Source organism: Flavobacterium filum DSM 17961 (assembly GCF_000425465.1).
Classification (GTDB): domain Bacteria; phylum Bacteroidota; class Bacteroidia; order Flavobacteriales; family Flavobacteriaceae; genus Flavobacterium; species Flavobacterium filum.
Window position 1 is genome coordinate 117,085 of sequence record NZ_AUDM01000011.1, and the last position, 26,314, is coordinate 143,398.

Here is a 26,314-nt window from a genome sequence, read left to right on the forward strand (position 1 = left end):
TAATTTCAATTTTAAGACTATCAAAAGTTATAAATTAACAGGGATAATATTTTTTTTTACAAAAAGTATTCAACCTTTGTATTACAACGGTATGAATCCTTTCGTGTGGTTCTTGTTAATAAAATAGTTTTTTACTACATTTGAAATAAGAGAAAAGTATTTTTTGGAATTATAAATTTCTTCATCCAAAATGACTTTTTTATTATATAGCCACACGAAGGGATTCGTGCGGCAGCGAGGGATTATTACCAGTGGGTTGAATCATGTGGTGCATATAATTGAGGATAGTTGGAGAACCAAATTAACAAAGGAATATGCAAAAGAATTTAAATCTAATGAAAAGTTACAAACTGCACTGAGTATAGTTGGTGAAGCACTTTTAGAAACTACGGAATATGGTGAGCTCTTAACGAATGTTAGAGAACAATAGTTTAAATGGTATGGTAATCAAAAGAGTCAAGAACTTAATGAAACTTATTCAAAAGTTATAGAAGTTGTTAAAAATATTAAAACATCATTAGGTGGTGATAATAAACTTACTGATTCTTTTATTTACAAGACAAGTGCCGTTTTGTTTGCTAAAGCTACCTTATTATCGTTTAGAAATACTTATTTAAGCAGTGCAATTAAAAAACTTGATTTACATGTATACACATTTTATCATATTGATCCAAATGATCCGGATAATATTCAAAGAGGAGGATTTAGTGGTGGTGGTGCTGGTGGTCTTTACACTTGGTAATTTTTTTGACTAAATAATTAAATTTTACATTTATGAGAGTGATATTTAAAATAATCGTTTTTATAATTATTGTATTCTCTATTGGTTTATTTTTTATGGTTAAAATCGAAAATAAATTAATTGCTAAAAAAGAATCACTTGATAATCAATGGCGAAAAATAACAAAATTGAATGATTATAAAATCAGTTTGTTAAAGAATAATATTTTGGATTTAAAAAAAAATGATACTCTTTTATTTTTGCTTAATTCAAACGTGAAAAAAAGTAAATGTAATGATGATTATTCTCTTTTTGCATTTTATTTAAATGAATATATCTTAAAAAATGAACTTAAGAAAGATTTAAATATTAATTTAACTAAAAATGATTCTTTAATTAATCAGACTATAACCAAATACAACTCTGAAGTTATGGAATTTAACAAATATGCATCTTCTTTTCCTATAATAATAATTTCAAGAACTATGAAATATAAGACATACAATAAATTGCCAATTATCTTTGGTGAAGAGAATCTTAATCCAAAGGTTTCTAAAGAAGAGACATTTAAATGGTTAAAAGAAATTGAAAAAAGTGAGGGCTTATAATGTCACATTACAGCAAATTTCACCGAATTTGTGTTTTTTTACTTTTTATATTCAAAAAAGAAATATAGTAATCTTATTCAGATTGATAAGATAAGTTATGCCATGCTTGCATCTAAATTGTTCAGAACTATTTCCTCCGCTACTACATTCTATTACAATAAAAAAAAATTATTGCTTAACATCCAACGCATCTCTTAATGCGTTTCCGGTCATCATAAAGGCTAACGTAATGAGCATGATGGCCACACCGGGTACTAAGGCCAGATACGGTTTTCCGAGAATAATATAATTGTAATGGTCTTTTATCATTCCGCCCCAACTTGGAATAGGCGGTTGAGCTCCTAAACCTAAAAAGCTTAAACCGCTTTCTACTAATATAGCCGACGCAAAATTGGCCGCAGAAATAACGATAACAGGAGCCATGATATTAGGAATGATATGGTTCCAAATGATTCTGAAATCGGAAAAGCCTAAAGCTCGTGCAGCGGTTACATATTGCATTTGTTTCACGCTAATGATTTGTCCGCGAACTACTCTGGCTACTTCCACCCACATGGTTAATCCGACAGCAACAAAAACCTGCCAGAACCCTTTTCCTAACGCTAACGTAATGGCGATGACCAATAAAAGTGTTGGAATTGACCAAATTACATTGACCAACCACATGACTAAAGCATCTACTTTTCCACCATAATAACCACCCAATGCCCCAAAAAACAATCCAACAATAACCGAAATGAAGACCGCCACAAACCCAATGGAAAGTGACACTCTCGAACCAACTAACATTCTGCTAAGCAAATCACGGCCGTATTTATCAGTACCGAGATAGAATGTTTTAGTAGAAATCAACTCCTTTTCCATTTCCTTTGCGGAAGAAAAACCCGGAATATTTTGAAAAGGAATTTCCTTTTGCAAATTGAGCCCATCCGTTTCACTGAATTCGGTGTATTGGATACTGTTTTGGGTAAAAGTATACTCGTTAATGGGTATTTCGGTGATTTGATGGGTATGCCCGAAAAAATAATTTTTTATCGATTTTGGTTGTTTTTCTTCTATGGGTAAAGCCAACATTTTCACTGTAAATCCGGGAGGTTTAGAGTGGATGGACAAATGCATTTGATTGGCATTTTCGGAATCATCCGGAGCTAAAACATAGGCAAAAATGGCCAACAAGCACATCAAAACGATGTAACCAAAACTAAAAACACCCCAAAAATTCTTGGCGAATTTTTGAAGTGCTATGGTTGATAAGGATTGATTACTTTTCAAAGTTTTTGTATTGAAATAGAGATTACTTTGATTTAACCACTTTTTTCTTTAAGTTAATGTCCCCTTTTGTCACCGGTTTACCCTGTAAATCATCCAACACATTTAAGGCTTCTTCTACATAAATATCTTTAGATAAACTTTCAAACCAACGCTCTCTTTTTTCTTTGAACGATTCATCTTTTTGCATTACCACTTCGTCTTCAGGTATAGGTTTAAATTTCAAATCATTTTGATAATCGGTTATGGGTTTGAAAGTTTTGCTTTCCGCTTCAATTTTTTCTTGTTCTTTTTTGAATTCATCGAATTTAAGACTGTAAACAGCGGCATCTTTTCTTTCTTTGGTCCATTTTGCATTTTTCTCAATCAATTGAAAATGCTCGTTTAAGGCCATTCTGCTTTTGCTGTTTTGTAACGCTTTTTCAAAATTAACTTGCTTTTTCCAAGTATCATAAGGAGCCGCATCAATTTTTGACCACGGCATAGCATTTTCTAAATCACGTTCTCCAATGTTGATATGCGAATAACGATCGGGCATTACTACATCACTGGAAACACCCTCTAACTGTGTTGAGCCACCATTAATTCTGTAGAATTTTTGCGTCGTCGTTTTTAATGCTCCTAAATCTCCTACTGTATTTCCTCTCACAAACTGATTCAAATCGATTACGTTTTGAACAGTTCCTTTTCCATAGGTTTGTTTGCTACCGATTACAATTCCTCTTTTGTAATCTTGGATAGCCGCAGCTAAAATTTCAGAAGCGGAAGCGGAGAAATTATTCACCATAACCACTAAAGGTCCGTCCCATTGTACTTTTGCATCACGGTCATATAAAACTTCTTTTTTCGTACCGGCTGATTTAATTTGTACCACCGGTCCTTGTTCAATGAATAAACCGGTTATGTCAACAGCTGTTTTCAATGAACCACCACCATTGTCACGCACATCCATGATGATTCCGCTAACGCCTTGTTGTTTTAAACGTTCCACTTCAATGGCTACATCTTTTCCGGCATCTCGGCTGTCTTTATTTTCAAAATCGATATAGAATTTGGGTAAATAAATGATTCCGTATTTTACTCCATTTCGTTCTACTACACTTGATTTAGCATACGTTTCTTCCGTTTCTACCATGTCGCGTATGAGCGAAATGACTTTGATGGTTCCATCTACTTTTTTCACCGTGAGGCGAACTTCTGTTCCTTTTGGCCCTTTGATTTTTTTCACTACGTTATCTAAACGCATACCGGAAATATCGACTGGTTCACCATCGCCTTGAGCTACTTTTAATATCACATCTCCGGGTTCCAATTCTTTTCCTCTCCAAGCCGGACCACCGGAAATGAGTTCAGTAATTTCAGTAAAGTCATTTTTCTTTTGTAAACGAGCTCCAATTCCTTCGAATTTTCCGCTGATGCTTACATCAAAACGTTCTTTGTCATCGGGAGCCATGTAGTTGGTGTGTGGGTCAAATCGGGAAGAAATAGCATTCACAAACACTCCAAACCAATCATTTCTGTCTAATTCTGAAATAAATTTGAAATAATCATCTAAGGTTTTTAACGAACTTTCTCTCGTTTCTTTTTCTAACTCTTCAAAGGATTTTATTTTTTTATTTTCTGATTTGTCTTCTTCTTGCAATTTAATTTTATCTGTTAAAGAAGACAACGTAGAAAGTTTGATTTGCTTTCTCCAACGTTCTTTTAATTCACTTTCATTTTTAGCAAAAGGCATTTTTTCATAATCCGTGTTAATGGACTCATTGACGTTGTAATCAATTGGTTCATCCAATATATCTTTATAGAATTTTTGACTTTCCTCCATTCTTTTCACATATGTGGAATAAGCCAAATCAAAAAAGGTAAACTCTTTGTTTTTGATTTGATCATCAATTAAGGTTTCATGTTTGGCAAATTTGTCAATATCCGATTGGATAAAATAACGTCTGGATGGATCCAAAGCATCAATAAAATCTTTATAGATTCCTTTTGACAAATTATCATCAATACTTGCCGGGTCATAATGCCCTCTTTCTATGACAAACATCAATAATTCAATTAACAATTTATCTTTTTCGGGGTCATGTGAGGAAGATTTACTCTTTTCATAGGCTGAGAAAGCAAAAAGAGAAACAGATAAAAGAATGGTTACAATGACCAATTTAATATTTCTTTTCATAAACAGAATGATTGAATTCATTTTCATTTTTTCTTATGACATAAAGTATGCCAAAAATAGTGCAATTTTTTATGTAAATTAATTCTAAAAAATTTACATCTCCAAACAAAGTTATAAAATTAGATAGGTGAGTAAAGTTTAAATTTCGTTAATTTTGTTCAAAATACTGTGGATATCGGTAATTTTGGTGTTTTGATGTTTGTTTTATCAATCATTTTCTGTAAACATTGTCCATTTATGAAAAAAAGACCTTTGATTTTAGTGACCAATGACGATGGTATTTCGGCACCGGGAATTCGGACATTAATCAGCGTAATGAAAGAATTAGGCGATGTCATTGTGGTTGCTCCTGATAGTCCGCAAAGTGCGATGGGACATGCCATTACTATCAATAATACCTTGTTTGTAAACAAAGTGCAATTTGATAATGACTTAAAAGGCGAATACAGTTGTTCCGGCACACCGGTAGATTGTGTGAAGTTGGCGGTAAATGAATTAATCAAAGAAAAGCCTGATTTATGTGTTTCGGGTATCAATCACGGTTCCAACTCTTCCATTAATGTGATTTACTCCGGAACGATGAGTGCGGCAGTTGAAGCCGGAATTGAAGGCATTCCCGCTATTGGATTTTCCTTATTGGATTATGATTGGAATGCTGATTTTGAACCATTCAAAAAATATGTCCGAAAAATTGCTTCTGAAGTATTAGAAAAAGGTTTACCGGAAGGGGTGATTTTGAATGTCAATTTCCCAAAACGAAAAGAGGAAGAAATCAAAGGAGTAAAAATTTGCCGACAAGCAAAAGCCTTTTGGAAAGAAGAGTTTGACAAACGAAAAACACCTCAAGGCAAAGATTATTATTGGTTAACCGGTGAATTTATTAATCAAGATAAAGGCGAAGACACCGATGAATGGGCACTTGCAAACGGTTATGTTTCTGTAGTTCCGGTGCAATTTGATTTAACTGCCCATCATGCGATTCAACAACTCAACACCTATTCATTTTAATGAAATTATGAAAAAATCAGATTTATTTATTGGCATCGTTATCGGAATCATTGGTGCTTTTTTAGGCGTTTATTTGTTTATAACCTTATTTACGGAATATGGCTTTTTGGGTGGCATTAGAGGATTAAAAGCTCAAAATGCTTTAGGAAAATTAATTGCGTTAGGTGCTGTTTTAAATGTTGTTATTTTCTTTATTTTGTTGAAATACAACAAAGAGTTAATGGCAAGAGGAGTAGTATTGGCTACTATCCTCCTATCAATCATCACTTTATTTGTGTAAAATGAAATATTACATCATAGCAGGCGAAGCATCGGGAGATTTGCATGGTTCGAATTTGATGAAAGCCATCCACAAGGAAGATGCACAGGCAGACATTCGGTTTTGGGGTGGCGATTTGATGCAAGCAGCCGGCGGAAAATTAGTCAAACACTACAAAGCACTTGCTTTTATGGGCTTTGCCGAAGTTTTATTCAATTTAAAAACCATTTTAAACAATATTTCTTTTTGTAAAAAAGACATATTGGAATTTCAACCGGATGTACTCATTTTTATCGACTATCCCGGTTTTAATATGCGAATTGCTAAGTGGGCAAAAACGCAGAACATTCCCACTCATTATTATATTTCGCCACAAATTTGGGCTTGGAAGGAAAATCGCATCAAGGATATTAAACGTGATTTTGATCAATTGTATGTCATTTTGCCTTTTGAAAAAGACTTTTACGAAAAAAAACATCATTTTCCGGTAGAATTTGTGGGTCATCCGTTGATTGATGCAATCCACAACCGCAAAAAAGTGGATGAATTGACCTTTAGAAAAGAATATCAATTAGACGAAAGACCGATTATTGCTCTTTTACCGGGAAGCAGAAAACAAGAAATCAGCAAATTGCTACACGAAATGTTGGCTGTGGTGGATGATTTCCCGGATTATCAATTTGTGATAGCCGGTGCTCCAGGACAAGATTACGATTTCTACCAGCGATTTCTGACGAACAAGGCCGTTCATTTTATTTCGAATAAAACCTATGATTTATTGAGTGTAGCTCATGCTGCTTTGGTTACCTCCGGAACAGCAACCTTGGAAACAGCTCTTTTTAAGGTTCCGGAGGTAGTTTGTTATAAAGGAAATTGGATTTCGTATCAAATTGCCAAAAGGATCATCACCCTGAAATATATCTCATTGGTCAATTTAATTATGGATGAAGAAGTCGTTACCGAGTTAATACAAGGCGATTGTAATGCCAAAAAAATCAAAGCAGAACTTTCTAAAATTTTAGAGGAGGATTACCGAAAAAAACTCATCGAAAAATATAATCAATTAGAAAAAAAATTAGGTGGTGAAGGTGCAAGCAGTAAAGTAGCCAAGTTAATTGTTCGTCAAATTTCTTGATTATAACGCAATACCTTTTTATCTTTGTAGCTCTATGTTAAAAATTAAATTCATATCCATTTTTCTGCTTTTGATAGTATTAGTTGGCTGTAAGCCAACACAATCCGTTATTGTTACCAACAAAGATGAAGCTGTAAAAAAAGGAATTTATTCTTCTCCTGTTGCGGAGAAAAAATCAACTGTTGCAAAGACAACAAAAACAGTAAAACCTATTGTTGAGCCTTCAAAAAAAGAGAAAAACACATCTAAAAAAAGTCTATTAAACGAAACTGACGATACTGTTTATTCAGATAATAATGACGTTTCTTATTATATTAAACAATTGATTAATAATGCGATGCAATACAATGGTGTTAGGTATCGCGGAGGAGGAACAACTACTGAAGGCATGGATTGTTCCGGTTTAGTTACCACTGTTTTTAAATCGTATGACATTTCTTTACCCAGAAGTTCATTTGATATGGCTAAAGTTGGAAAAAAACTAAACCGAAATGACATTCAAGTTGGTGATTTAGTTTTTTTTAAAACCAATGGGAAAAAAGTGATTAATCACGTTGGTTTGGTTACAGAAATAAAAGATGATGAAATCATTTTCATTCATTCTACTACTCAAAGAGGTGTAATTTTATCTTCAACCAAAGAACCTTATTATCAACGCACTTTTGCTCAAGCCAATCGTGTTTTGTCTGAAGATTACTTTTAATTTTTTTTTGCAATAACAAGAATTTTACTATTTTAGCAGAGTGAAGGTAGTAAAATTTCCAGCCTTAAACATCGCGATTTGCGTTGTACTGGGAATTTTGTTTTCAAATGAATTCAGACCCGGTATTGCTTACTCATGCTTATTGCTTTCGGTTTCATTTTTACCTTTTTTTATTTTTTACCTTCTTACTAACCGTCAAAAAAAATATCAATTCCCTTTTCAACTCGCTACTCTTTTTCTGAGTTTATGTATTGGAATTGCGACTTATTCTTTTCATTTTCAACCTAATCATTCCTCTCATTACACCTCTATAAAGAAAAATGAAAAGCAACTGGTGGAAGGAATTATTATTGAAAAATTACGTTCAAATCCCTATTCGTTCAAATATTATTTATCGGTAAATTTTGTTGATTCTATTCCTAAAAAGGGAAAACTATTGATAATTCAATCGAAAAAAGAAGAACGTCCAGCATTACAAGTTGGTGATAAAGTGTTGGCCTATTGTCCTATAAAACCAATCATTCGTCCTCACAATCCGAATCAATTTGATTATGCTAATTATTTGGAAAAAAAAGATGTGTTCGACCAATTGTATTTAGAAAACAATAATTATCGTTTGTTGGGTAAAGAACAAAATCGTTTGGTATTTCTTGAAAATATTCGAAATAGGATAACATATTTCTTCACTGAACTTTCAATTGATCCCGAAATTGTAAACATTATTAAAGCTTTATTTTTGGGACAACGACAAGATATTGACCAAGAAACACTCAATCGATATTCTCAATCAGGAGCCATTCATATTTTAGCTATTTCCGGATTGCATATAGGAATTTTGCTTTTCTTTTTTAAAGGTTTATTGAAACCTTTGGAACGAATCAAAAACGGAAAAAAAATAGTTCCCTTTTTATTGATTCTTATCCTTTGGGGCTTTGCCATGCTTTCCGGTTTATCAGCATCAGTAGTTCGAGCGGTTACAATGTTTTCATTTGTTGCCATTGGTTTGTATATGAAAAGAGAAACCAATATTTATAATACGTTGTGGTCTTCTATTTTAATTTTAGTATTAATTAACCCTAATTTTATTTTCGATGTAGGATTTTTGCTGAGTTATAGTGCGGTTTTTTCAATTGTTTCTCTTCAGCCTCACTTATCGAAAGTTTGGCAACCTAAAAACAAAATCATAAGCTATTTTTACGACATCATAACGGTTTCAGTTGCTGCTCAAGTGGGAGTTTTACCGTTGAGTTTGTACTATTTTCATCAATTTCCTGGATTGTTCTTCATTACTAATTTAGTTATCATTCCATTACTTACTGCCATTTTAGTTGTAGGATTAACAGCCATTATTCTTTCTTTACTTGGTTTAAAGATTTCATTTCTCTTTTTAACTTTGGCTGAGTTGATTCGTTTTATGAATGCGTTTATTGAAAAAATAGCTTCATTTGAACAATTTATTATAACATCAATTCCATTTAATTCTCTATTATTATTTAGCAGTTTATTAGTCGTTTGGTCTATAATACTATGGTTTAAAGATTCTAGTTACAAAAGATTACTTTTTGTTATTGCTTCACTATTTATACTTCAAATAAGTTGTATAGGTTCCATTGAATGGAATAAAAATAAAAATGAATTTATTGTTTTTCAATACCCCAAAAAATCTATTTTGGCTAAGAAAATCGATGGAGAAATTTTCTTAATCAGTAATGATTCTACTCCCAAAACTAATTATGTAATTAAAAACTATATTGAATCAAATTTTGGAAAAATTAAGACTATTCAACCCCTTAAAAATCTAATTAGTTTTGATCATAAAAGAATGTTAGTTATTGATGAGAAAGGAATTTATCAATTACCGGATAATACCAAAGTAGATATTGTTTTACTGACACAATCGCCAAAAGTTAACCTAGAACGATTGATAAAAGAATTAAATCCCAAGTTAATAATTGCAGACGGTAGCAACTATAAAAACATAACATCCAGTTGGGAGCAAACTTGCTTAAAACAAAAAATCCCTTTCCACTCTACTAGTGAAAAGGGATATTATAAGTTTAAATTACCTTAATTTGGTTTTAAAAACGGATTTACTGATTCAATCCATTTGGATGGCCCGCCGGCAACATAACCGGTTTTACCTAACTGTTGTAAATTTATTTGTTCTCCATTTTTTTGTGGTGTCACCAACCAAATAGTAGGAAATCCGGATACTTGAAAAATTTGTTGCAATTGTGTATTTTGTTGTTTTAACTTTTCTTCCAATTGTGTTTTCTTTGGAAAATCGAGTTCAACCAAAACGACATTTTTGGCCCATTGCGAAAATTCAGGTTGAAGAAAAACTTCTTTTTGAAGTTTAATGCACCATCCACACCAGTCACTTCCGGTAAAAAATAGCATCATTGGCTTTTTAGACTTAATAGACAACTTAATGGCTTTATTAATATCGGTATGCCACGTCAGTTCTTGTGCAGAAACTTGAAAACACCAAAAAAAGGCCAAAAGAAAAACAAATTTTTTCATTATTTTATTGCTTTTAATTCCGTTAATAATTGATCGGCTTGATAATAACCCACAATTACTTTTGCAATTTCCCCTTTTTTATCCAACACATACATCGAAGGATAGCCTTCAACTTTCAAAAAGCCGGTAAATTCATGCATACTGTTTCTGCCTTTTCTGTTGGCGTCATATCCCGGATTGGAATATTTTTTACCTTTATAATTTACTGTTGTATTACCCTCACCATTGAATTTAACTGCATAATAATTTGCATTGATATACTCCGCAAACTCCTTGGTTTGAAACGTGTTTTTATCTAACATTTTACACGGTCCACACCAATCGGTATAAACGTCCATAAAAATTGGTTTTGGGTCTTTCTTTTGTAAAGCAATCGCTTCGTCAAATGTTACCCATTTGATTTCTTGAGCTTCAACAAAAGAAACCAACAGTAAAGCGATGTATAAAACTATTTTTTTCATAATTATTTATTTTAAAATTCCTTTTCAAAAACAATGCCGAGTTTATCGAACACCGTGCATCATTTTCTTAATCTTTGGCGTTAACAAAAACAATATTAAAGCAGCAATACCACAAAGCACCACAAACACCATAAAGAAATCATATAAATTTTGAATTTCAAAACCGGCAAATGATTTGTAGTGATCACTGATTTGATTTTCTGCTAAAAGTTGTAATTGTTCAGGTGTTGGTGTAATGGTTTTATCTAAAACGCCTTGTAAATCGATACCTAGTTCTTCCGCTTTTTTAAATTTATCACCGGTTGCAGGAAGAATTGAACCTAACGTTCCTGATAATGCATAACCGGCTGCACTTGAAATAAAGAATACCCCATAAGCCAAAGAAGCAAAACGTTTTGGAGCTAATTTACCCACTAATGATAAACCGATTGGAGACAAACATAATTCAGCAACTGTTTGAATTAAGTATAATAAAATCAACCATTTGATGGCTAACAACCCTGATGTACCTAAATCTTTAACATTATGAGCAATGATAAAATAACTCAATGCAATTAATAACAATCCTAAAGATTGTTTTACAGTTGAAAGTGGTTCAATATTTTTTGCTCTTAATTTATCCCACAACATACTAAATGGGAACGCTAACATTACCACAAAAAGTCCATTAAAAATTTGAACCATTGAAGGAGGCATGTTCCAACCAAAAATATTTCTATCGGTTTGGTTATCAGCAATAAATGTCAAAGATGAACCTGCTTGCTCAAAAGCTGCCCAAAAGAAAATGATGAAAAACGACATAATATAGATTACCCAAATTCTTTGCGTTTCCACTTTTGTTAGCGTTTTGTCTAACAAAATCAAAGTAGCAAGGGCTACACCACTAGCATAAATGAATGGGTAAATGTATAATTTCACCACATTTGCTCCTTCAGTATTAAAATAAAAAGCAGCAAATACAGCTAGGAAAACCCCAATTGTAATCATAATTGATTTCGTTGAGAATTCTGCCTTCATTGATTCTCCTTCTTCATAATCTGAAGCGTCATGTCCGGATGGTAAGCCACCAATTGGTCTTCCTTCTGGTGTAACTACATATTTATTTTTCAATACATAAAATAATACAGAACCTAAAATCATGGCAATCCCGGCCGCTAAGAAACCGTATTTAAAAGCATGAACATCACGAATCATATTTATAGATCCATCAGCCATTACTATTTCATTTTTCACATCTCCCACAAAAGGACAAATAAATTGACCTAAAAATGCACCAATGTTGATTCCCATGTAGAAAATTGTAAAAGCTGTATCTAACTTAGATTTTTCTTGTTTTGGATACAAACTCCCCACCATTGAAGAAATATTTGGTTTGAAAAATCCATTTCCAAACACAATAATTCCTAGTGCTCCCCATAATAGAGCATTCGCTAAACCTAAATTTGAACCAAATATACTGGCACTAAAAAACAGCATAATTTGACCAATGGCCATCATTACACCACCAATCATGATACAATTCCTATTTCCTAAAAAACGGTCGGCAATAAAACCACCTAACATGGGGGTTAAATAACACAATCCAAGAAAACCACCATAAATAATGGATGCCTCTTCTTCTTTCATCAACAAGGCATTTACCATAAACAAGGTTAAAATGGCTCTCATTCCATAAAAGTTGAAACGCTCCCACATTTCGGTTCCGAAAAGAACCCATAATCCTTTTGGATGTCCTGATTTTACTGCTACTTCACTCATAAAAATTGTTTTGGTTAATTAAAGATTTTGTTTAATATAGTTAGTCATTTTAGTATACAATTGCAAGCGAATTTTTCCTCCATAAATTCCGTGATTCGTATCGGGATAAATGGCTTGATCAAACTGTTTGTTGGCCAATTGCAATGCACGAATCATTCGGGTTGCATTTTGAAAATGTACGTTATCATCGGCTGTACCATGAATAATTAAGTAATTCCCTTTTAGTTTATCTACGTGATTGATAGGAGAATTATCATCATAACCACTTGCATTTTCTTGTGGGGTTTGCATATAGCGTTCAGTATAAATCGTGTCATAAAAACGCCAATTCGTAACCGGAGCTACTGCAATAGCCGTTTTAAACACATCATTTCCTTTCAAAAGACAGTTACTGGACATGAATCCTCCGTAACTCCAACCCCAAATTCCGATGCGGGATTTATCGATATAGGGATAATTTCCAAATACTTTAGCAGCATCAATTTGATCTTCAACTTCGTATTTCCCTAATTCTTTTTGCGTAACTTTTTTGAAAGCTGCTCCTTTGAATCCGGTTCCTCTTCCGTCAACGCAAGCTACTAAATAGCCTTCTTGTGCTAACATCATGTGCCAATAATCATTCGAATTCAACCATTGATTCGCCACTTGTTGTGAACCGGGTCCGCTATATTGAAACAATAATAATGGATATTTTTTAGACGCATCAAAATCTTTCGGTTTAATGATGTAGGCATTTAATTTATGTCCTTTCTCCGTCGTTAATTCAAAATATTCTTTAGTAGGAAGGTTATATTTATCCAATTTTGAAATCAATTCTGCATTATCAACAATGGATTGAATTTGTTTTCCGTCTTTTGAACTATTCAATGTAAACGAAGTGGGTTCGGTAGCACTCGAATACGAGTTGATAAAAAATTGAAAATTCGGACTAAAAGTAGCTTTGTTGGTTCCGGTTTTACTAGTTAAACGCATTTTACCTTTTCCATCTAATTTGATTTTATACACATCGCGATTGATAGAACCATTTTCAACCGATTGATAATAAATTTGTCCGTTTTTCTCATCAAAACCATAATAAGTAGTCACTTCCCAATTTCCTTTCGTGATTTGATTACGCAGTTTTCCAGATTTATCGTAATGATAAATGTGATTAAAACCATCTTTTTCAGAAGTCCAAATAAAACTATTATCTTTTAAGAAAGTTAAATTATCCGTCACATCCACATAAGCGGCATCTTTTTCATTTAAAACCACTTTGGTTGTTCCGGTTTTGGCATCTACAAAAAGTAAATCCAAATTATTTTGATGACGATTTAGCACTTGAATACTCAACGCATTAGCATCATTTGACCATTTTAAACGAGCGATGTAAAAATCGTTGTATTGTTTTAAATTGATATTTTGTGTAATGTTGGTAGCTACGTCATACACATGCAAACTTATCTCCGCATTTTTTTCACCGGCTTTAGGATATTTAAAAACTTCTTGCGAAGGATATAACTCTTTACCATACACATCCATAGAAAATTCTGGAACATTGGTTTCATCAAATTTGATATAAGCCAAATGCGTTCCGGTGCTATTCCAATCAAAAGCCCTTACAAACCCAAATTCTTCTTCATATACCCAATCAGTAATTCCGTTGATAATTTGATTTTTCTTTCCGTCAGTTGTAATTTGAGTATGCTTTGACGATGTGAGGTCTAAAACATATAAGTTGTTTTGATGGCCATACGCAATTTTTTTCCCATCAGGCGAAAAAGTAGGTTCTTGGATTTTATAATCGGCAATTTTTTGTAATTTCTTACTGTTCAAATCATATACATAATAATCTGAAACAGCTGAATGTCGATAAATTTGTTCAGAATTTAAGGCAATCAACAGTTGCGTTTCAGTAGCATTAAAAGTATAACTATCGATAGAAGTTAATTCAGCATGATTTTTAGTATCAATCAGCGTATTGACCTTTTTTAAGGTTGAAAAATCAAACAAATCAATCTGAAATGTTTTTGAATTTCGATCATAATTCAACACTGTATATTGGTTGGTATTTTTAAGAGCTTGTAAAGCGTCCATCCCCTTTGTTCTGAAAGTTCCTGAGGACCAGATATCTTCTAATGAAATTTTCTGCTGACCAATAGCCGAAAACGAAACAAAAAGTAATAAACAAGCGAACTTATAGAATTGATTCATGTTGAATGCGTTAAAAAAGATTCAATTTTAGTGAAAAAAAATGGAATAAAAGATTTTTTTTCTGTTAAATAGCGATTTTAGTTTCTCTGTGATTGAAAGAAAAGAGAATAAAATTATTTCGATTTATATTTTTATTAAATTTGTTTACAAAACAAAAGGCTATGGAAACCATACGTATTCAATTTCAAACCAACTTAAAATCAAAAATTCTTGAATTACTTCGCTCATTTCCTGAAGATGAAGTTCAAATTATTCAAGAAGATCCTTATTTTGAGAAAAACAAAGCCATATTGGAGAAAGAATTAGAAGATATTAAAAATGGAAAATCTAAATGTATTTCTATGGAGGAGTTGGAAATGGTTTTAGAAAAAATAATTACTAAATATGAAAATTAGTTTTTCAGAAAAATTCACCAATACACTTTCTGAACTTATTGAATATATTTCTAAAGACAAACCAAAAGCTGCCCGAAAATTCAAAATTGACTTATTGAGAAGTATTTCTAAAGATTTGAAAAAACCTTTTCACTTCAGAAAATCAATTTATTTTGAAGATGAATCAATCAGAGATTATATTTTTAAAGGCTATACTGTTGTTTACAAAGTCAATTTGGAAAAAAAAGAAATAATTGTTTTTGGTTTAATAAAATACAAAAATTCGCTTTAAACTAATCATACTAAAAGTATCTTTGCCACTCAATATTCAGCAACATGAATCACGAAATTTCCGGATTTTCAAAACTATCCAAAAACGAAAAAATTGAATGGATTGCCAAACAGTATTTTTCACAACCTGAAGAAGCTGTTTCCTTACTTAAAAACTATTGGAATACCGATGAAAAACTACAACAATTGCACGACGAATTCATCGAAAATACGATTTCCAATTTTTATTTACCGTTGGGAATTGCTCCGAATTTCAACATTAACGGAAGAAATTATACCGTTCCGATGGTGATTGAAGAAAGTTCGGTGGTGGCTGCTGCGGCTAAATCGGCTAAATTTTGGTCAAAACGTGGCGGATTTAAAACAACCGTATTGAATACCGAAAAAATCGGACAAGTTCATTTTATATATAAAGGTGAAAAGTCGAAATTAATTGCCTTCTTCAACCAAACCAAATCTAAATTTTTTGACGAAACCAATGGCATAACGTCCAATATGCAAAAAAGAGGTGGCGGAATTTTAGATATTGTTTTGCATGATAAAACCGCCGATTTAGCAGATTACTATCAACTTCATGCGACTTTTGAAACGAAAGACAGTATGGGTGCGAATTTCATCAATTCATGTTTGGAGCAATTTGCAAAAACATTAAAACACGAAGCTCACATTTTTGAATCTTTTTCGGAAGAAGAAAAAAACATTGAAGTAGTGATGAGCATTTTGTCAAATTATGTGACGAATTGTATTGTTCGAGCGGAAGTTTCGTGCACAATAGAAGAATTGGCTGAAAAACACATCGAAAATCCTAAAGAGTTTGCCGAAAAATTTGTGAGAGCCGTTCAAATAGCACAAATCGAACCTTATCGAGCGGTAACGCACAATAAAGGTATCATGAATGGAATCGATGCCGTTGTATTAGCCACCGGAAATGATTTTAGAGCCGTAGAAGCCGGAGCACATGCTTATGCTTCTCGTGATGGAAAATACCGCAGTTTATCTAATGCCTCGATTGAAAATGGCATCTTTACATTTTGGTTAGAAATTCCGTTAGCGTTGGGAACTGTGGGTGGATTAACTTCTTTACATCCATTAGTAAAATTGAATTTAGCCATTTTAGAAAAACCATCGGCTCGTGAATTAATGCAAATTGTGGCCGCTGTTGGATTGGCTCAAAATTTTGCAGCGTTGCGTTCATTAACGACCAAAGGTATTCAAGAAGGTCATATGAAAATGCATTTGAATAATATTTTGAATCAATATCATGCAACGGCAGAAGAACGTGTAAAAGTAATGGAGTATTTTAAAGATAATACGATTTCACATGCTTCTGTGGCAGGATTTTTGGAGGAAATTAGAAAATAAATCGCCTTGAAACAAACCTTTTACAGCAAGGGAAAATTACTTTTAACCGGAGAATATGTAGTTCTTGACGGAGCATTATCATTGGCTTTACCCACCAAATTCGGACAAAATTTAGTTGTCGAACCCATTTCTTCGAAACAAATTATATGGAAAAGTTTGGATCAAGATGGAAGCATTTGGTTTGAAGATGCCTTTACTTTTGACGAAATTATACACAAACCGTTTGATGTCGAAAATTCAGTTCGAAATACCTTATTGGAAATATTGCATGAAGCCTTTCAAATGAATCCCGATTTTCTTTTAGACAAAAACGGTTTCGCTATTCAAACGAATCTGACTTTCCCTAAAAATTGGGGATTGGGAACCTCTTCTACGCTAATCAACAATATTGGTCAATGGTTGAATATTGATGCATTTGAATTGTTGCAACGCAGTTTTGGCGGCAGTGGTTATGACATTGCTTGTGCTCAAAAAAATACGCCTATCACTTATCAATTGATAGACAACAAACCCCATTTTAAGAAAGTTTCGTTTTTTCCGGAGTTCAGCAATCATTTGTATTTTGTTTATCTCAATCGAAAACAAAGTAGCAAAACGGCCATTGCGAATTATATGAATAAACAAAATGAGATTGGTAAAACGATTGAACAAATTAACAAAATAACGCTATCGATTTTATCAAATCCTGATTTACGAACGTTTGTTTATGCAATGGAAAAACATGAACATCTCTTGAGTGATGTTTTAGAAACTAGCACTATCAAAGAAGCATTATTTGATGATTTCAAAGGAACTTTAAAAAGTTTAGGAGCTTGGGGTGGCGATTTTATCTTAGCTATTTCCAAAGAAAATCCGGAAGGATATTTTAAAGAAAGAGGTTTTGAAACCATTATTCCCTATCACGAAATGATTCTAAAATAAAAAATCCCGGTTGCCCGGGATTTTTAAATTTAACAGTTTGAATTAATAATTAAACTGAAAACGATTATCTTTAATATCTGCTTTTTCTTTTAACGCTCCAAATACTCTACCTACAGCAGAAGCACTTTGCGATTTAAGATTATTTCTTTGCGTAGTATAATCTGTAGTTGGTAAAGGTTCTGTTACAGTAGTTGTTTTTACAACAAAAACACTTGCATTTCCTTCAATTGGAGCAGAAATTTTGTTCACTCCGGTTGCAAATGCAACACCTACAACTTTAGGCTCATATCCAGCAGTTGAAACCACAGGATTTTCTAACGTTACATCAGCAGCAGTTTGTACTTGAACAGCATTAGCTTTTGCAATTGCATCTAAAGAAGCACCTTTCATTTTTGCTATAATTTTTTCCGCTTTTTTCTTGTTTTTCAAGATTGGCTCTACCTGAATTCTAGCGTCATCAATATTTAATAAACCTTCTTCATTTACTTTTTTCAAACGAGCAATAACGTGTCCAATTTTAGCAATTTCAAAACGTTTTACATCATTTAAATCAGTATCTTTTTCAAAAGCCCAACGAATCACTTGACGTTGTGCTCCTAATTGACCTAGCATTTCATCAAACACTTTCACACGAACAGAAGGAACAATTTCTAATTTCATTTCTTTTGCAGCTGCCTCGAACGATTTATCATTAGCTGCTAATTCAAATTTAACAGCATTAGTATACGACACTTCAGATGATTTTTCAGAAGGTTCAACTTTTTGAGCAATTGTAGCCAAACGAATTGCATCTTGTTTATCCGTTACTTTGATGATGTGGTATCCAAATTCAGTTTCTACTAAACCAACCTTTCCAATAGGATTATTGAAAACAAAATCATTGAATGCAGGAACCATTTGACCAGGACCAAAGAAATCTAAGTCTCCACCACGTTGAGCAGAACCTTGATCTTCTGAAGCTGAAAAAGCTTGCATGATAAATGAATCCGGATTTTTTTGAACTTCAGCTAAAATTCCTTCTGCTTTTACTTTCGCTTCTTCTTTTGTTCTATCTTCTTTGGGTTGAGCTCTAGATCCTGTAAAACTAATTAAGATGTGACTTGCACGAGCTTTTGCCCCAGCTTTTTTACCCATAGAACGGCTTAATGCATAATAATCACCATACATATATGGTCCATAAATTTGACCATCAGCTAAGTTATAAAGTTGCTCTGCATGCTCAGCCGGTAAATCCGTTTTAGACACATACGTTGAATCGTATGGGAAATCAGAATTTGAATTTACAAATTCAATTACATTTTTGGTAGATGAAAAACTTGCAATTGTGTCATTTGCTTTAGTTTCAGTATTGTAAACAACTCTTGGCGAAAGGAATGAAGTTAATTTATTTTTAATTTCTTCTTTATCTGCATCAGTTGGTTTATCTTCAATTACAACATATTCCACTTCTCTGGTTTCGTCAGCTTTGTACTTTTTCTCATTCTTCTTCATGTAATCCATGATTTCTTGGTCTGTAACTTTTACGTCACTATCCTTGATAGAAGAATAAGGTACTGCAACAAAATCAAAAGCAACCTTTTTGTTCTCTAACATGTGCTTAAATTTAGCATCATTTTGAGTAACAAAGAAACCACTTCTTACTAAGGTACTATAAACTTGATATTTTGCATTAATGTTGGCATTAATCTCTGTAGATTCAAAGAAGTCTTTTTCTTGTTGATTCGTACTTGCGGCAACATATGCTTTATACTTATTGATGTCAAATTCCTTTAATTCATTTTGGAAAGTAGGATTTTGACCAAAATTCGGATCATTTTTCAAAGTCTCAACTAAGTGTTTTTCACTAATTCTAATCCCTAATTTTTCTAATTCTTCTGTTAAAAGAGCTACATTTACCTCTTGATCCCAAACTCTATTAACTGCTTGAATTGTGGATATGCTTTGACCGTTTTGTCCGCTTTTTTCAGTATTCCCAACTTTCATTCTAAATTCTTCAAATGGAATATCTTTACCATTGATAGAACCTACATTGGTTGATGTTTGACTAAATCCACCACTTTGAATCACATCAGCCAGTACAAAAGAGAACAATGCTAACGCAATAATCACAATAAGAATAAAAGAACGTTGTCTAATTTTTCCTAAAATCGCCATTTCTATATTTATTTTATTTTATTTCAGTTTGCGAAAATACAATTATCTGTGAAATAATAACAAACAATTCTATATATTTTGCTGATTTTTTTGGGTATAAAAAGAAAACCGAAAATGATCTGGGTCATTTAACCCTAAAATGAAAAATTTGAATCGTAGAAATCTTAGTCGTGAATGGTCATGACTACTAATTCAATCTTTTTATTGGTAGCTTCTTCTACATAAAAGTGAAATGAATCAATTTCAATTTGTTCACCTTTTAACGGAATTTCTTTGGTGTGATTTACAATAAATCCTCCTAAAGTTGAATATGAATCTTCTTCCGGGATATTGAGTTGATACGTTTCATTGATGTATTCCACATCTAAACGAGTTGAAAAACGGTATTTGTTTTCTTCGATTTTTTCTTCAATCAATGTTTCATCAAAATCGTGTTCATCTTCAATTTCACCAAAAAGCTCTTCAACAATATCTTCAACCGTTATCATACCTGATGTTCCGCCATATTCATCTAATACTATGGCAATGCTTTTTCTCTTTTTGGTTAACAGATCCAAAACATCTTTTATAAACATTGTTTCGGGCACAAATTCTACAGAAATCATAACCGACTTAATGGTTCTAGGCTTTCTAAACAATTCAAATGAATGAACATATCCAATAATATCATCTAATGAAGATTGATAAACCAATATTTTAGAGAATCCGGTTTCAATGAAAAGTGTTCTTAATTCTTTGACAGAATCATGGATTTCAACGGCAAAAATCTCTGTTCGCGGAATCATAATATCTCTAGCTTTTACGCCTGAAAACTCTAATGCGTTTTGAAAAATCTGAATTTCAGAATCTACAGTGCTTTTGTCTTCTACTGCATTCATTTGCTCTGAAATAAAATTTCCTAATTCTACTTTACTGAAAAACAATTGCGTTTCATCTCCCACTGTTTTAAAAACTTTTTTCAAGATAAAGTCCGAAATTTTAATGACAAATGTTGAAATGACATACAACAATTGATAAAAGAAATAAGCCGGAACAGCGAAAATTTTTATAAAAGTATTGGCATAAATTTGAAAAAAAACTTTAGGTAAAAATTCTGCAGTAACCAAAATCACTAGAGTAGAAATCAAGGTTTGAATGAGTAAAACTTGAAAAGGTAATTCTAAAATAGTTCCGTTAGCCGATATTAATTCAGGATAGATGAGTTGTATGATTAAATCTCCCATCATAAATCCGTAAATTACTAATGTGATATTGTTTCCTACCAACATGGAAGCAATAAACTTAGAAGGATTTTCTGTTATCTTGGTTAAAATTTTACCTATTAATCCTTCTTGCATTTTTTCAATGCCTAAATACACTTTGTTAGAGGAAACAAAGGCAATTTCCATTCCGGAAAAAAAAGCCGAAAGCAGTAAACACAATATAATGATGCCTACTTCCATAGTTGTTTATTTTTTGGATTGGTTGTTCATTTTTCCATAGAATCGTCTTCTGAAAAAGAACATAAAAATAGCCATTGCTGCAAAGAAAAACATCAACCACGGATTCTTTTCTGTAGAGTTTAAATGGGTAATTCCTTCATAAATAAAGAAAACAGCAGCAATTAGATAGAAATATTGTATGTATTTAAAGTAAGCCATAAATTATAATTGAATGGAGTAAAGATACGAGATTATTCGGCTTCATTTATCAGTCCATAGACTTTTTGATAATTTATTCGTTTAAAATCTTTACTGAAATCAAGCCCTTCGCCTGTTGAAACGCCTTTTAATGGGTCGGTAAACTTAAATGGTTTCTCAGTAAAAAACCATTCGTTTTTTTGGTCATAATACAATTGTTCAGTTTCCAAATACTGACCTCCTTCGGCTGTCATTTTTACATTTCCTTGCATATCAATAATATCCGTTCCTTTGAAGGTAACCGCGTAATCGGAACGAATAAAATTTTTCTTTCCTGATTGATCAAAAAGGGTAACCAAAACTCCTTTTGGAAATTCGGTAAAAGGGTATTGCACAGTTGCATAATCAATCATTTTTGGACTCACTAAAATAGCTTTAATTCTTCCCGAATCGGTATATTTTAGATTGACCGTATCGGCTTCTCCGGAAGCCATAAATTCAGATTTATTAATTTTCTGAATTTCTTTAAAGTTACTTTCGCATGCAAAAAACAATGTCACAGCAAAAACTGTGACACTGATTTTTAATATGTTCAATTTGTTTTTCATTTTACAAATTAGGAACGGTTACACTTCTACCTACCCAACATTTGAATGAAATATTTTGCCCCGCTCTTCCTGAGTTAAAAATTTCAGTTTTAGTTGGAGCTAACTTATCATAAGAAGCTGCTGCTGCGTTTCCATTAGCTGTTCCGGCTTTTCTTGCTGTTGAAGCAGCTAACCAATAGATTGCTCTTTTTTCGAATGGATCATCACCACATTCATTTGCACTATTCGCATACAACTGAGCTAAAAACACATATGCTTCACCAAAAGAAGGTTTTGCTGCAAGTGCTTTCTCCAAATAAGTTCTTGCTTGTGATTTATTAGAGCTTCCGTAAATATTTCTCGCAATTGTATAATAAACGTTCGCTTTTTTGTTGTTATCTTTTTGTAATTCTGCTGATTGATTAAAATATTCTAATGCTTTAGCAGTATTCTTTTTGGTATAAAAAGACACACCTAAATTATAAGCAGATTCTGCCGTTGGATTCAAAGCATGTAAAGCATCTGAAATTTTGCTAAACAATGGATCAGAAGAACAACCTTTCTTATCTAAACGATCAGCAGCTCTTTTTAACCATTCTGCATCACCTTTTTTCTCTTCAAAGCTTCCACCTAAAAACGGAATCAAACGTTCACAAGTTGCTAACTGAGCAATTTTTGCATCCATACTCGTTCTAATTGTTTCAAAAGCTTCAAGGTTAATTTGACTATTGTCTTTAGCTCTTTTCTCTTTATCAGTTAATTCAGTACCTGCTTCTTCTTTTTGAATTAAAACATCTAATGCATCAGATACTCCTTTTTCTTCCTCGTCAATTTTGTCTGAAATTAAATCGTATTTATTGAAAATATCTTGCAATTGAATTCCTTTTTTATTAGCTTCAAAATCATTAACAAAAATCTCAAAGTAAACATACAAAGCTTTAGCATTTGTAAAGTTAGCTCTATCATTTTTGAAAGCTTTGTCTAACAATTGATATACCTCATCAGGAGTTCCAGTATTGTTTTCAAACAATGCCATAGATTTTTTTACATCAACTGCTTTTGCTTTTGCTGGAAAATATTTTAAAAAATCATCTTGCAATTGAAGAAAATCTCTCACTTCTTTTTCTTTATCAGCCGGAGTTTTTGCATTATCAATACGGTAATTGATTACTCTTTCTCCATAAATATAGATGGCCTCACTAAAACTTGGACAATTTTTTCTCAAGTTTTGAAGATGTTGATAAGTCTCATCACCATAGTTTTTAGTTTTCGCTAACTCTGCAAAAATGGATAACTTTTCAGCACATTCAGCCGCATTTTGAGCTTTAGTTTCTGATAATCCAAAAATAACGGCGAATAAAATAAAAATTTTAGTTTTCATAATATAATAAATTTCTCAATTAGTCAATTTTTCTCTTTAAAAACCATTTGTCATTTAACGACAAACTTATTGTAATGTTGGAGTAGTTTTCTTGAATCAAACCAGCATTGGTTGTACCTCGTTTTCCGTATTCATAACCAATGTTCATATTTGAAAAACTTCCTCCTAATGGTAATCCTAAACCAAAAGTTATGCCAAAGTTTGTAATCGATTCATTGTTGATTACCATTCCTGTATTTTGATAAAAGAATCCGGCACGATAGTTTACTCTAGAGAAATAGCTGGTAAAAGATTTAAAGTTGGGTAAATAATACCCACCAATGTTTAATTTTGTGCTATTTTCAAAAGAAACTTGTCTGATGTCCGTAAAACGATTACTAGTTTTACTTGCCTGAATTATCGAAAGTTCAGCCCCAACTGACCATTTTTGCATTTGACCTATTCCAAGACCAAATGTAAATTTGGAAGGAATTTTAATTTTTGTATCTTCTACAGGAATATCTTCACTCTCAATTACTGTTTCTCCAAACGTTTCAGAAAATTGAACAGTGGCAATATTTCTTTCATTTTGCAAAGTTAGCGTACCTTCAGGAGAATAAACCGCACTACCGAAAAAGGTTAGTTTTTCATTTAGCTTTCGGTTATACATCATAGCCAAATTAACATTTGCTCCTGAAATATTACTCACGTTTTTCTCTCTTGTACCATATTGAATATCGGAAAGAAAACTAATATTACTAGTTGAAATCTCCCCAAAATTATAATTAAAATCGGCACCAACAGAAAATGATTTATTTAATTTATACCCTAATCCGGCATAAACTCTATTAATTCCACCGGTTCCGGTATATCGATAGCTTGGCTCACTTTCATCATCACTAATATTTCTAATTTGATATCCAACAGAAGTATAAGGCATCAATCCAACTGCTACACCGAATTTTTTTGTTATCGGCATACCAATTAACAAGTAGTCTAATGAAATTCTTTGAGCACTTTCATTATCAGAAGTTGTTTGTAAAGAAGTTTTGTTCAAATTTCCACCAATTGTATAAGTGGTATACATCAAATCTGATAATCCGGCAGCATTTTGAACATTAACATGAATAGAATCTTTCAACATATTGATTCCACCCATTGAACGTGTTTCTACCGTTCCTTTAAACACTAAATCTCCAATACCATAAAAAGAATAAGGTGAAGAAGAAGCTGTTTGCCCCATTGCAGCAACAGTAAAAATCAAAGTTAAACTAACTATAAATTGTTTAATCATTTTTGTTTGAAAATTGAAAAAGTTGGTTCAAACTATCCAGTAGGAAATTTGAATTGGCAAATATGGTATTTTTTAATCGCTTTGCCAAAAAAACAGCATCACCTCCCGTTAAAATTATGGTAAAGTTTTCGTTTTCTTTAGCATATTGATGGATAAATCCTTCTATTTCATGAACAATTCCATTAATAACACCTGAATGAATGGATTGATTTGTAGATTTTCCAATAAAAAAATCAATTTCTTCAACCGATAACAGAGGTAATTTTGCTGTAAATTGATGAAGAGATTGATAACGCAATCTAAACCCCGGCGAAATAGCACCGCCAAGGTAATTATTTTGTTCGTCAATAAAATCGTAGGTTATACAAGTTCCAGCATCAATAACAATTCTTTTTTGATTTGAAAACAACAAAGTTGCACCGGCAGCAAGAACCATTCTGTCAACTCCTAAGGTAGTAGGCGTTTCGTATAAATTTTGAAAAGGAAAAGATGTTAAACGAGAAACAACATGAATTTTGATCTCAATTTTGGAAGATAAAAATCCTAAATCCATTTCATTTCCCACAGAAGAAAGCCATAAATTTTTCACTTTCGGATAGGTTTTTAAAATTTCCATCACTTTTTTTTCAAAAGATTTTTTTTCAATTATAAAAAAGTCAATTGTGTTATTGCCTTCATATACAGCGGCTTTAATTCTGGTATTTCCGACATCAATAGCTAAAAGCATGATTTTAATTTAACGGTGCGAAGATACAAATTGATTTTTTTTAATATTTGTTTTGCATAAAATAAAAATCGCATTATATTTGCACCCGCATCAGCAAAGGTACCTTAGCTCAGATGGTAGAGCAACGGACTGAAAATCCGTGTGTCCCTGGTTCGATCCCTGGAGGTACCACTTAAACCCGAATAGTTTTATTCGGGTTTTTTGTTTTAAAAAAAGCATAATGTCGCACTTCATTTATATTTTATATTCAGAAACCACTTCAAAATATTACATTGGAGAATCATATAATTTAGATGAAAGAATAAAAAATCACAATCAACACTTTTACCAAAATTCATTTTCTAAAATTGCTAACGACTGGAAATTATTGCTTTCCTATGAATGTATCGATAGACATTCCGCTTTATATCTTGAAAGATTTATTAAAAAAATGAAAAGTAGACTTTTCATCGAAAAGATAATTTCAAATCCCGAGATTTTATCTGACATACTTTCCAAAAGAAAATAAATCCATGTGTCCCTGGTTCTCATATCTTTACAAAGTAAACAAATAAGGTTGTAATAACTACCAAGGTCTAGATACATTTTTATGATATTGTTCGGGAGGAATATCAACCTTATTTTAATCATATATTGAATTTGAATTAGTACTTAAACACTTTATTTTTATATAGAGATGTTGCATAAAATATGAGATAAAATCCAATATGATTTTGTTTACTTAACATTTTTAAATTTTTGAAATATGCTAAAGTATTCTGTTGGACTTGACGTTTCAAGTAAAAAAATTGATTGTTGTATTAGTGTT

At 32.5% G+C, this 26,314-nt stretch carries 26 protein-coding genes and 1 tRNA gene; 14 read left to right on the forward strand and 13 right to left on the reverse strand.

From position 1 onward, the window contains the following. The first annotated feature begins 190 nt into the window (after positions 1–190). The 3 genes from H601_RS16615 to H601_RS0108275 all read left to right on the forward strand — a co-directional run bounded on the left by H601_RS16615 (position 191) and on the right by H601_RS0108275 (position 1,329). A complete protein-coding gene (locus H601_RS16615) occupies positions 191–430 on the forward strand; it encodes a hypothetical protein (RefSeq protein ID WP_026711074.1) in 240 nt (79 codons plus the stop codon). 141 nt (positions 431–571) lie between these two features. Continuing rightward, on the forward strand, positions 572–742 hold the full coding sequence (locus H601_RS16500) for a hypothetical protein (protein WP_156900369.1): 171 nt from the start codon (positions 572–574) through the stop codon (positions 740–742). Between the two features lie 32 nt (positions 743–774). Further along, positions 775–1,329 carry a LemA family protein gene (locus H601_RS0108275; RefSeq protein WP_084139959.1) on the forward strand — a complete coding sequence of 185 codons (555 nt, stop codon included), beginning with the start codon at positions 775–777 and terminating at the stop codon, positions 1,327–1,329. 168 nt (positions 1,330–1,497) lie between these two features. Here the strand turns inward: H601_RS0108275 and H601_RS0108280 are convergent, their stop codons facing one another. Further along, a complete protein-coding gene (locus H601_RS0108280) occupies positions 1,498–2,601 on the reverse strand; it encodes an ABC transporter permease (protein WP_026711076.1) in 1,104 nt (367 codons plus the stop codon). A gap of 22 nt (positions 2,602–2,623) precedes the next feature. Then, positions 2,624–4,798, reverse strand: a complete 2,175-nt coding sequence (locus tag H601_RS0108285) for a carboxy terminal-processing peptidase (protein ID WP_026711077.1) — start codon at positions 4,796–4,798, stop codon at positions 2,624–2,626. 216 nt (positions 4,799–5,014) lie between these two features. On the opposite strand from H601_RS0108285, the gene surE reads away from it, so the two are divergent. The 5 genes from surE to H601_RS0108310 all read left to right on the forward strand — a co-directional run bounded on the left by surE (position 5,015) and on the right by H601_RS0108310 (position 9,953). After that, positions 5,015–5,785, forward strand: a complete 771-nt coding sequence (gene surE / locus H601_RS0108290; protein ID WP_026711078.1) for a 5'/3'-nucleotidase SurE — start codon at positions 5,015–5,017, stop codon at positions 5,783–5,785. A gap of 7 nt (positions 5,786–5,792) precedes the next feature. After that, on the forward strand, positions 5,793–6,065 hold the full coding sequence (locus tag H601_RS0108295; RefSeq protein WP_026711079.1) for a hypothetical protein: 273 nt from the start codon (positions 5,793–5,795) through the stop codon (positions 6,063–6,065). A 1-nt stretch (position 6,066) separates the two neighbouring features. Then, positions 6,067–7,179, forward strand: a complete 1,113-nt coding sequence (lpxB, locus tag H601_RS0108300) for a lipid-A-disaccharide synthase (protein WP_026711080.1) — start codon at positions 6,067–6,069, stop codon at positions 7,177–7,179. 70 nt (positions 7,180–7,249) lie between these two features. Then, positions 7,250–7,882 (forward strand): C40 family peptidase, encoded by a 633-nt coding sequence (locus H601_RS16825; RefSeq protein WP_245571631.1) that lies wholly within the window; start codon positions 7,250–7,252, stop codon positions 7,880–7,882. A 40-nt stretch (positions 7,883–7,922) separates the two neighbouring features. After that, entirely contained in the window at positions 7,923–9,953 is a 2,031-nt protein-coding gene (locus H601_RS0108310; protein ID WP_026711082.1) for a ComEC/Rec2 family competence protein, read from the forward strand. Here the strand turns inward: H601_RS0108310 and H601_RS0108315 are convergent. The 4 genes from H601_RS0108315 to H601_RS0108330 are packed head-to-tail and all read right to left on the reverse strand — an operon-like array spanning position 9,950 to position 14,817. Continuing rightward, a complete protein-coding gene (locus H601_RS0108315) occupies positions 9,950–10,405 on the reverse strand; it encodes a thioredoxin family protein (RefSeq protein ID WP_026711083.1) in 456 nt (151 codons plus the stop codon). The genes H601_RS0108310 and H601_RS0108315 overlap by 4 nt on opposite strands. Then, positions 10,405–10,866 carry a thioredoxin family protein gene (locus H601_RS0108320; RefSeq protein ID WP_035655743.1) on the reverse strand — a complete coding sequence of 154 codons (462 nt, stop codon included), beginning with the start codon at positions 10,864–10,866 and terminating at the stop codon, positions 10,405–10,407. Before H601_RS0108320 ends, H601_RS0108315 begins: the two co-directional genes overlap by 1 nt. A 42-nt stretch (positions 10,867–10,908) precedes the next feature. Further along, a complete protein-coding gene (locus tag H601_RS0108325; RefSeq protein ID WP_026711085.1) occupies positions 10,909–12,624 on the reverse strand; it encodes a peptide MFS transporter in 1,716 nt (571 codons plus the stop codon). Between the two features lie 18 nt (positions 12,625–12,642). Further along, a complete protein-coding gene (locus tag H601_RS0108330; protein WP_026711086.1) occupies positions 12,643–14,817 on the reverse strand; it encodes a S9 family peptidase in 2,175 nt (724 codons plus the stop codon). A 161-nt stretch (positions 14,818–14,978) separates the two neighbouring features. On the opposite strand from H601_RS0108330, the gene H601_RS0108335 reads away from it, so the two are divergent. The 4 genes from H601_RS0108335 to H601_RS0108350 are packed head-to-tail and all read left to right on the forward strand — an operon-like array spanning position 14,979 to position 17,765. After that, entirely contained in the window at positions 14,979–15,212 is a 234-nt protein-coding gene (locus H601_RS0108335) for a hypothetical protein (RefSeq protein ID WP_026711087.1), read from the forward strand. Next, positions 15,202–15,483, forward strand: coding sequence for a type II toxin-antitoxin system RelE/ParE family toxin (locus H601_RS0108340; protein ID WP_026711088.1), 282 nt, complete (start codon positions 15,202–15,204; stop codon positions 15,481–15,483). The genes H601_RS0108335 and H601_RS0108340 overlap by 11 nt, the downstream gene beginning before the upstream one ends. 44 nt (positions 15,484–15,527) lie before the next feature. Beyond that, positions 15,528–16,844, forward strand: coding sequence for a hydroxymethylglutaryl-CoA reductase, degradative (locus H601_RS0108345; protein WP_026711089.1), 1,317 nt, complete (start codon positions 15,528–15,530; stop codon positions 16,842–16,844). A gap of 6 nt (positions 16,845–16,850) precedes the next feature. Beyond that, entirely contained in the window at positions 16,851–17,765 is a 915-nt protein-coding gene (locus tag H601_RS0108350; protein ID WP_026711090.1) for a GYDIA family GHMP kinase, read from the forward strand. Positions 17,766–17,807: 42 nt separating this feature from the next. Here H601_RS0108350 and H601_RS0108355 read toward each other — a convergent pair whose 3' ends face one another. From H601_RS0108355 to H601_RS0108385, 7 genes are all read right to left on the reverse strand, one after another. Then, the gene (locus H601_RS0108355) at positions 17,808–19,919 is read right to left on the reverse strand and encodes a peptidylprolyl isomerase (RefSeq protein ID WP_026711091.1); all 2,112 of its coding nucleotides are present in this window, start codon (positions 19,917–19,919) and stop codon (positions 17,808–17,810) included. Positions 19,920–20,083: 164 nt separating this feature from the next. Next, positions 20,084–21,361 (reverse strand): hemolysin family protein, encoded by a 1,278-nt coding sequence (locus H601_RS0108360; protein WP_026711092.1) that lies wholly within the window; start codon positions 21,359–21,361, stop codon positions 20,084–20,086. 6 nt (positions 21,362–21,367) lie between these two features. Then, complete coding sequence (locus H601_RS0108365; RefSeq protein ID WP_026711093.1) at positions 21,368–21,559, reverse strand: hypothetical protein; 192 nt, start codon at positions 21,557–21,559, stop codon at positions 21,368–21,370. A 32-nt stretch (positions 21,560–21,591) separates the two neighbouring features. After that, positions 21,592–22,146, reverse strand: a complete 555-nt coding sequence (gene lptC / locus H601_RS0108370) for an LPS export ABC transporter periplasmic protein LptC (RefSeq protein ID WP_035655744.1) — start codon at positions 22,144–22,146, stop codon at positions 21,592–21,594. Position 22,147: 1 nt separating this feature from the next. Next, on the reverse strand, positions 22,148–23,506 hold the full coding sequence (locus H601_RS0108375) for a tetratricopeptide repeat protein (protein ID WP_026711095.1): 1,359 nt from the start codon (positions 23,504–23,506) through the stop codon (positions 22,148–22,150). 19 nt (positions 23,507–23,525) lie between these two features. Continuing rightward, a complete protein-coding gene (gene bamG, locus H601_RS0108380; RefSeq protein WP_026711096.1) occupies positions 23,526–24,779 on the reverse strand; it encodes a BamG family beta-barrel-assembly machinery protein in 1,254 nt (417 codons plus the stop codon). After that, positions 24,772–25,506 carry a type III pantothenate kinase gene (locus tag H601_RS0108385; protein ID WP_026711097.1) on the reverse strand — a complete coding sequence of 245 codons (735 nt, stop codon included), beginning with the start codon at positions 25,504–25,506 and terminating at the stop codon, positions 24,772–24,774. The genes bamG and H601_RS0108385 overlap by 8 nt, the downstream gene beginning before the upstream one ends. A gap of 98 nt (positions 25,507–25,604) precedes the next feature. On the opposite strand from H601_RS0108385, the gene H601_RS0108390 reads away from it, so the two are divergent. Together H601_RS0108390 and H601_RS0108395 are read left to right on the forward strand one after the other, a co-directional pair. Then, positions 25,605–25,677, forward strand: a tRNA-Phe gene (locus H601_RS0108390). A 49-nt stretch (positions 25,678–25,726) separates the two neighbouring features. Further along, on the forward strand, positions 25,727–26,014 hold the full coding sequence (locus H601_RS0108395) for a GIY-YIG nuclease family protein (RefSeq protein WP_026711098.1): 288 nt from the start codon (positions 25,727–25,729) through the stop codon (positions 26,012–26,014). Positions 26,015–26,314: the final 300 nt, after the last annotated feature.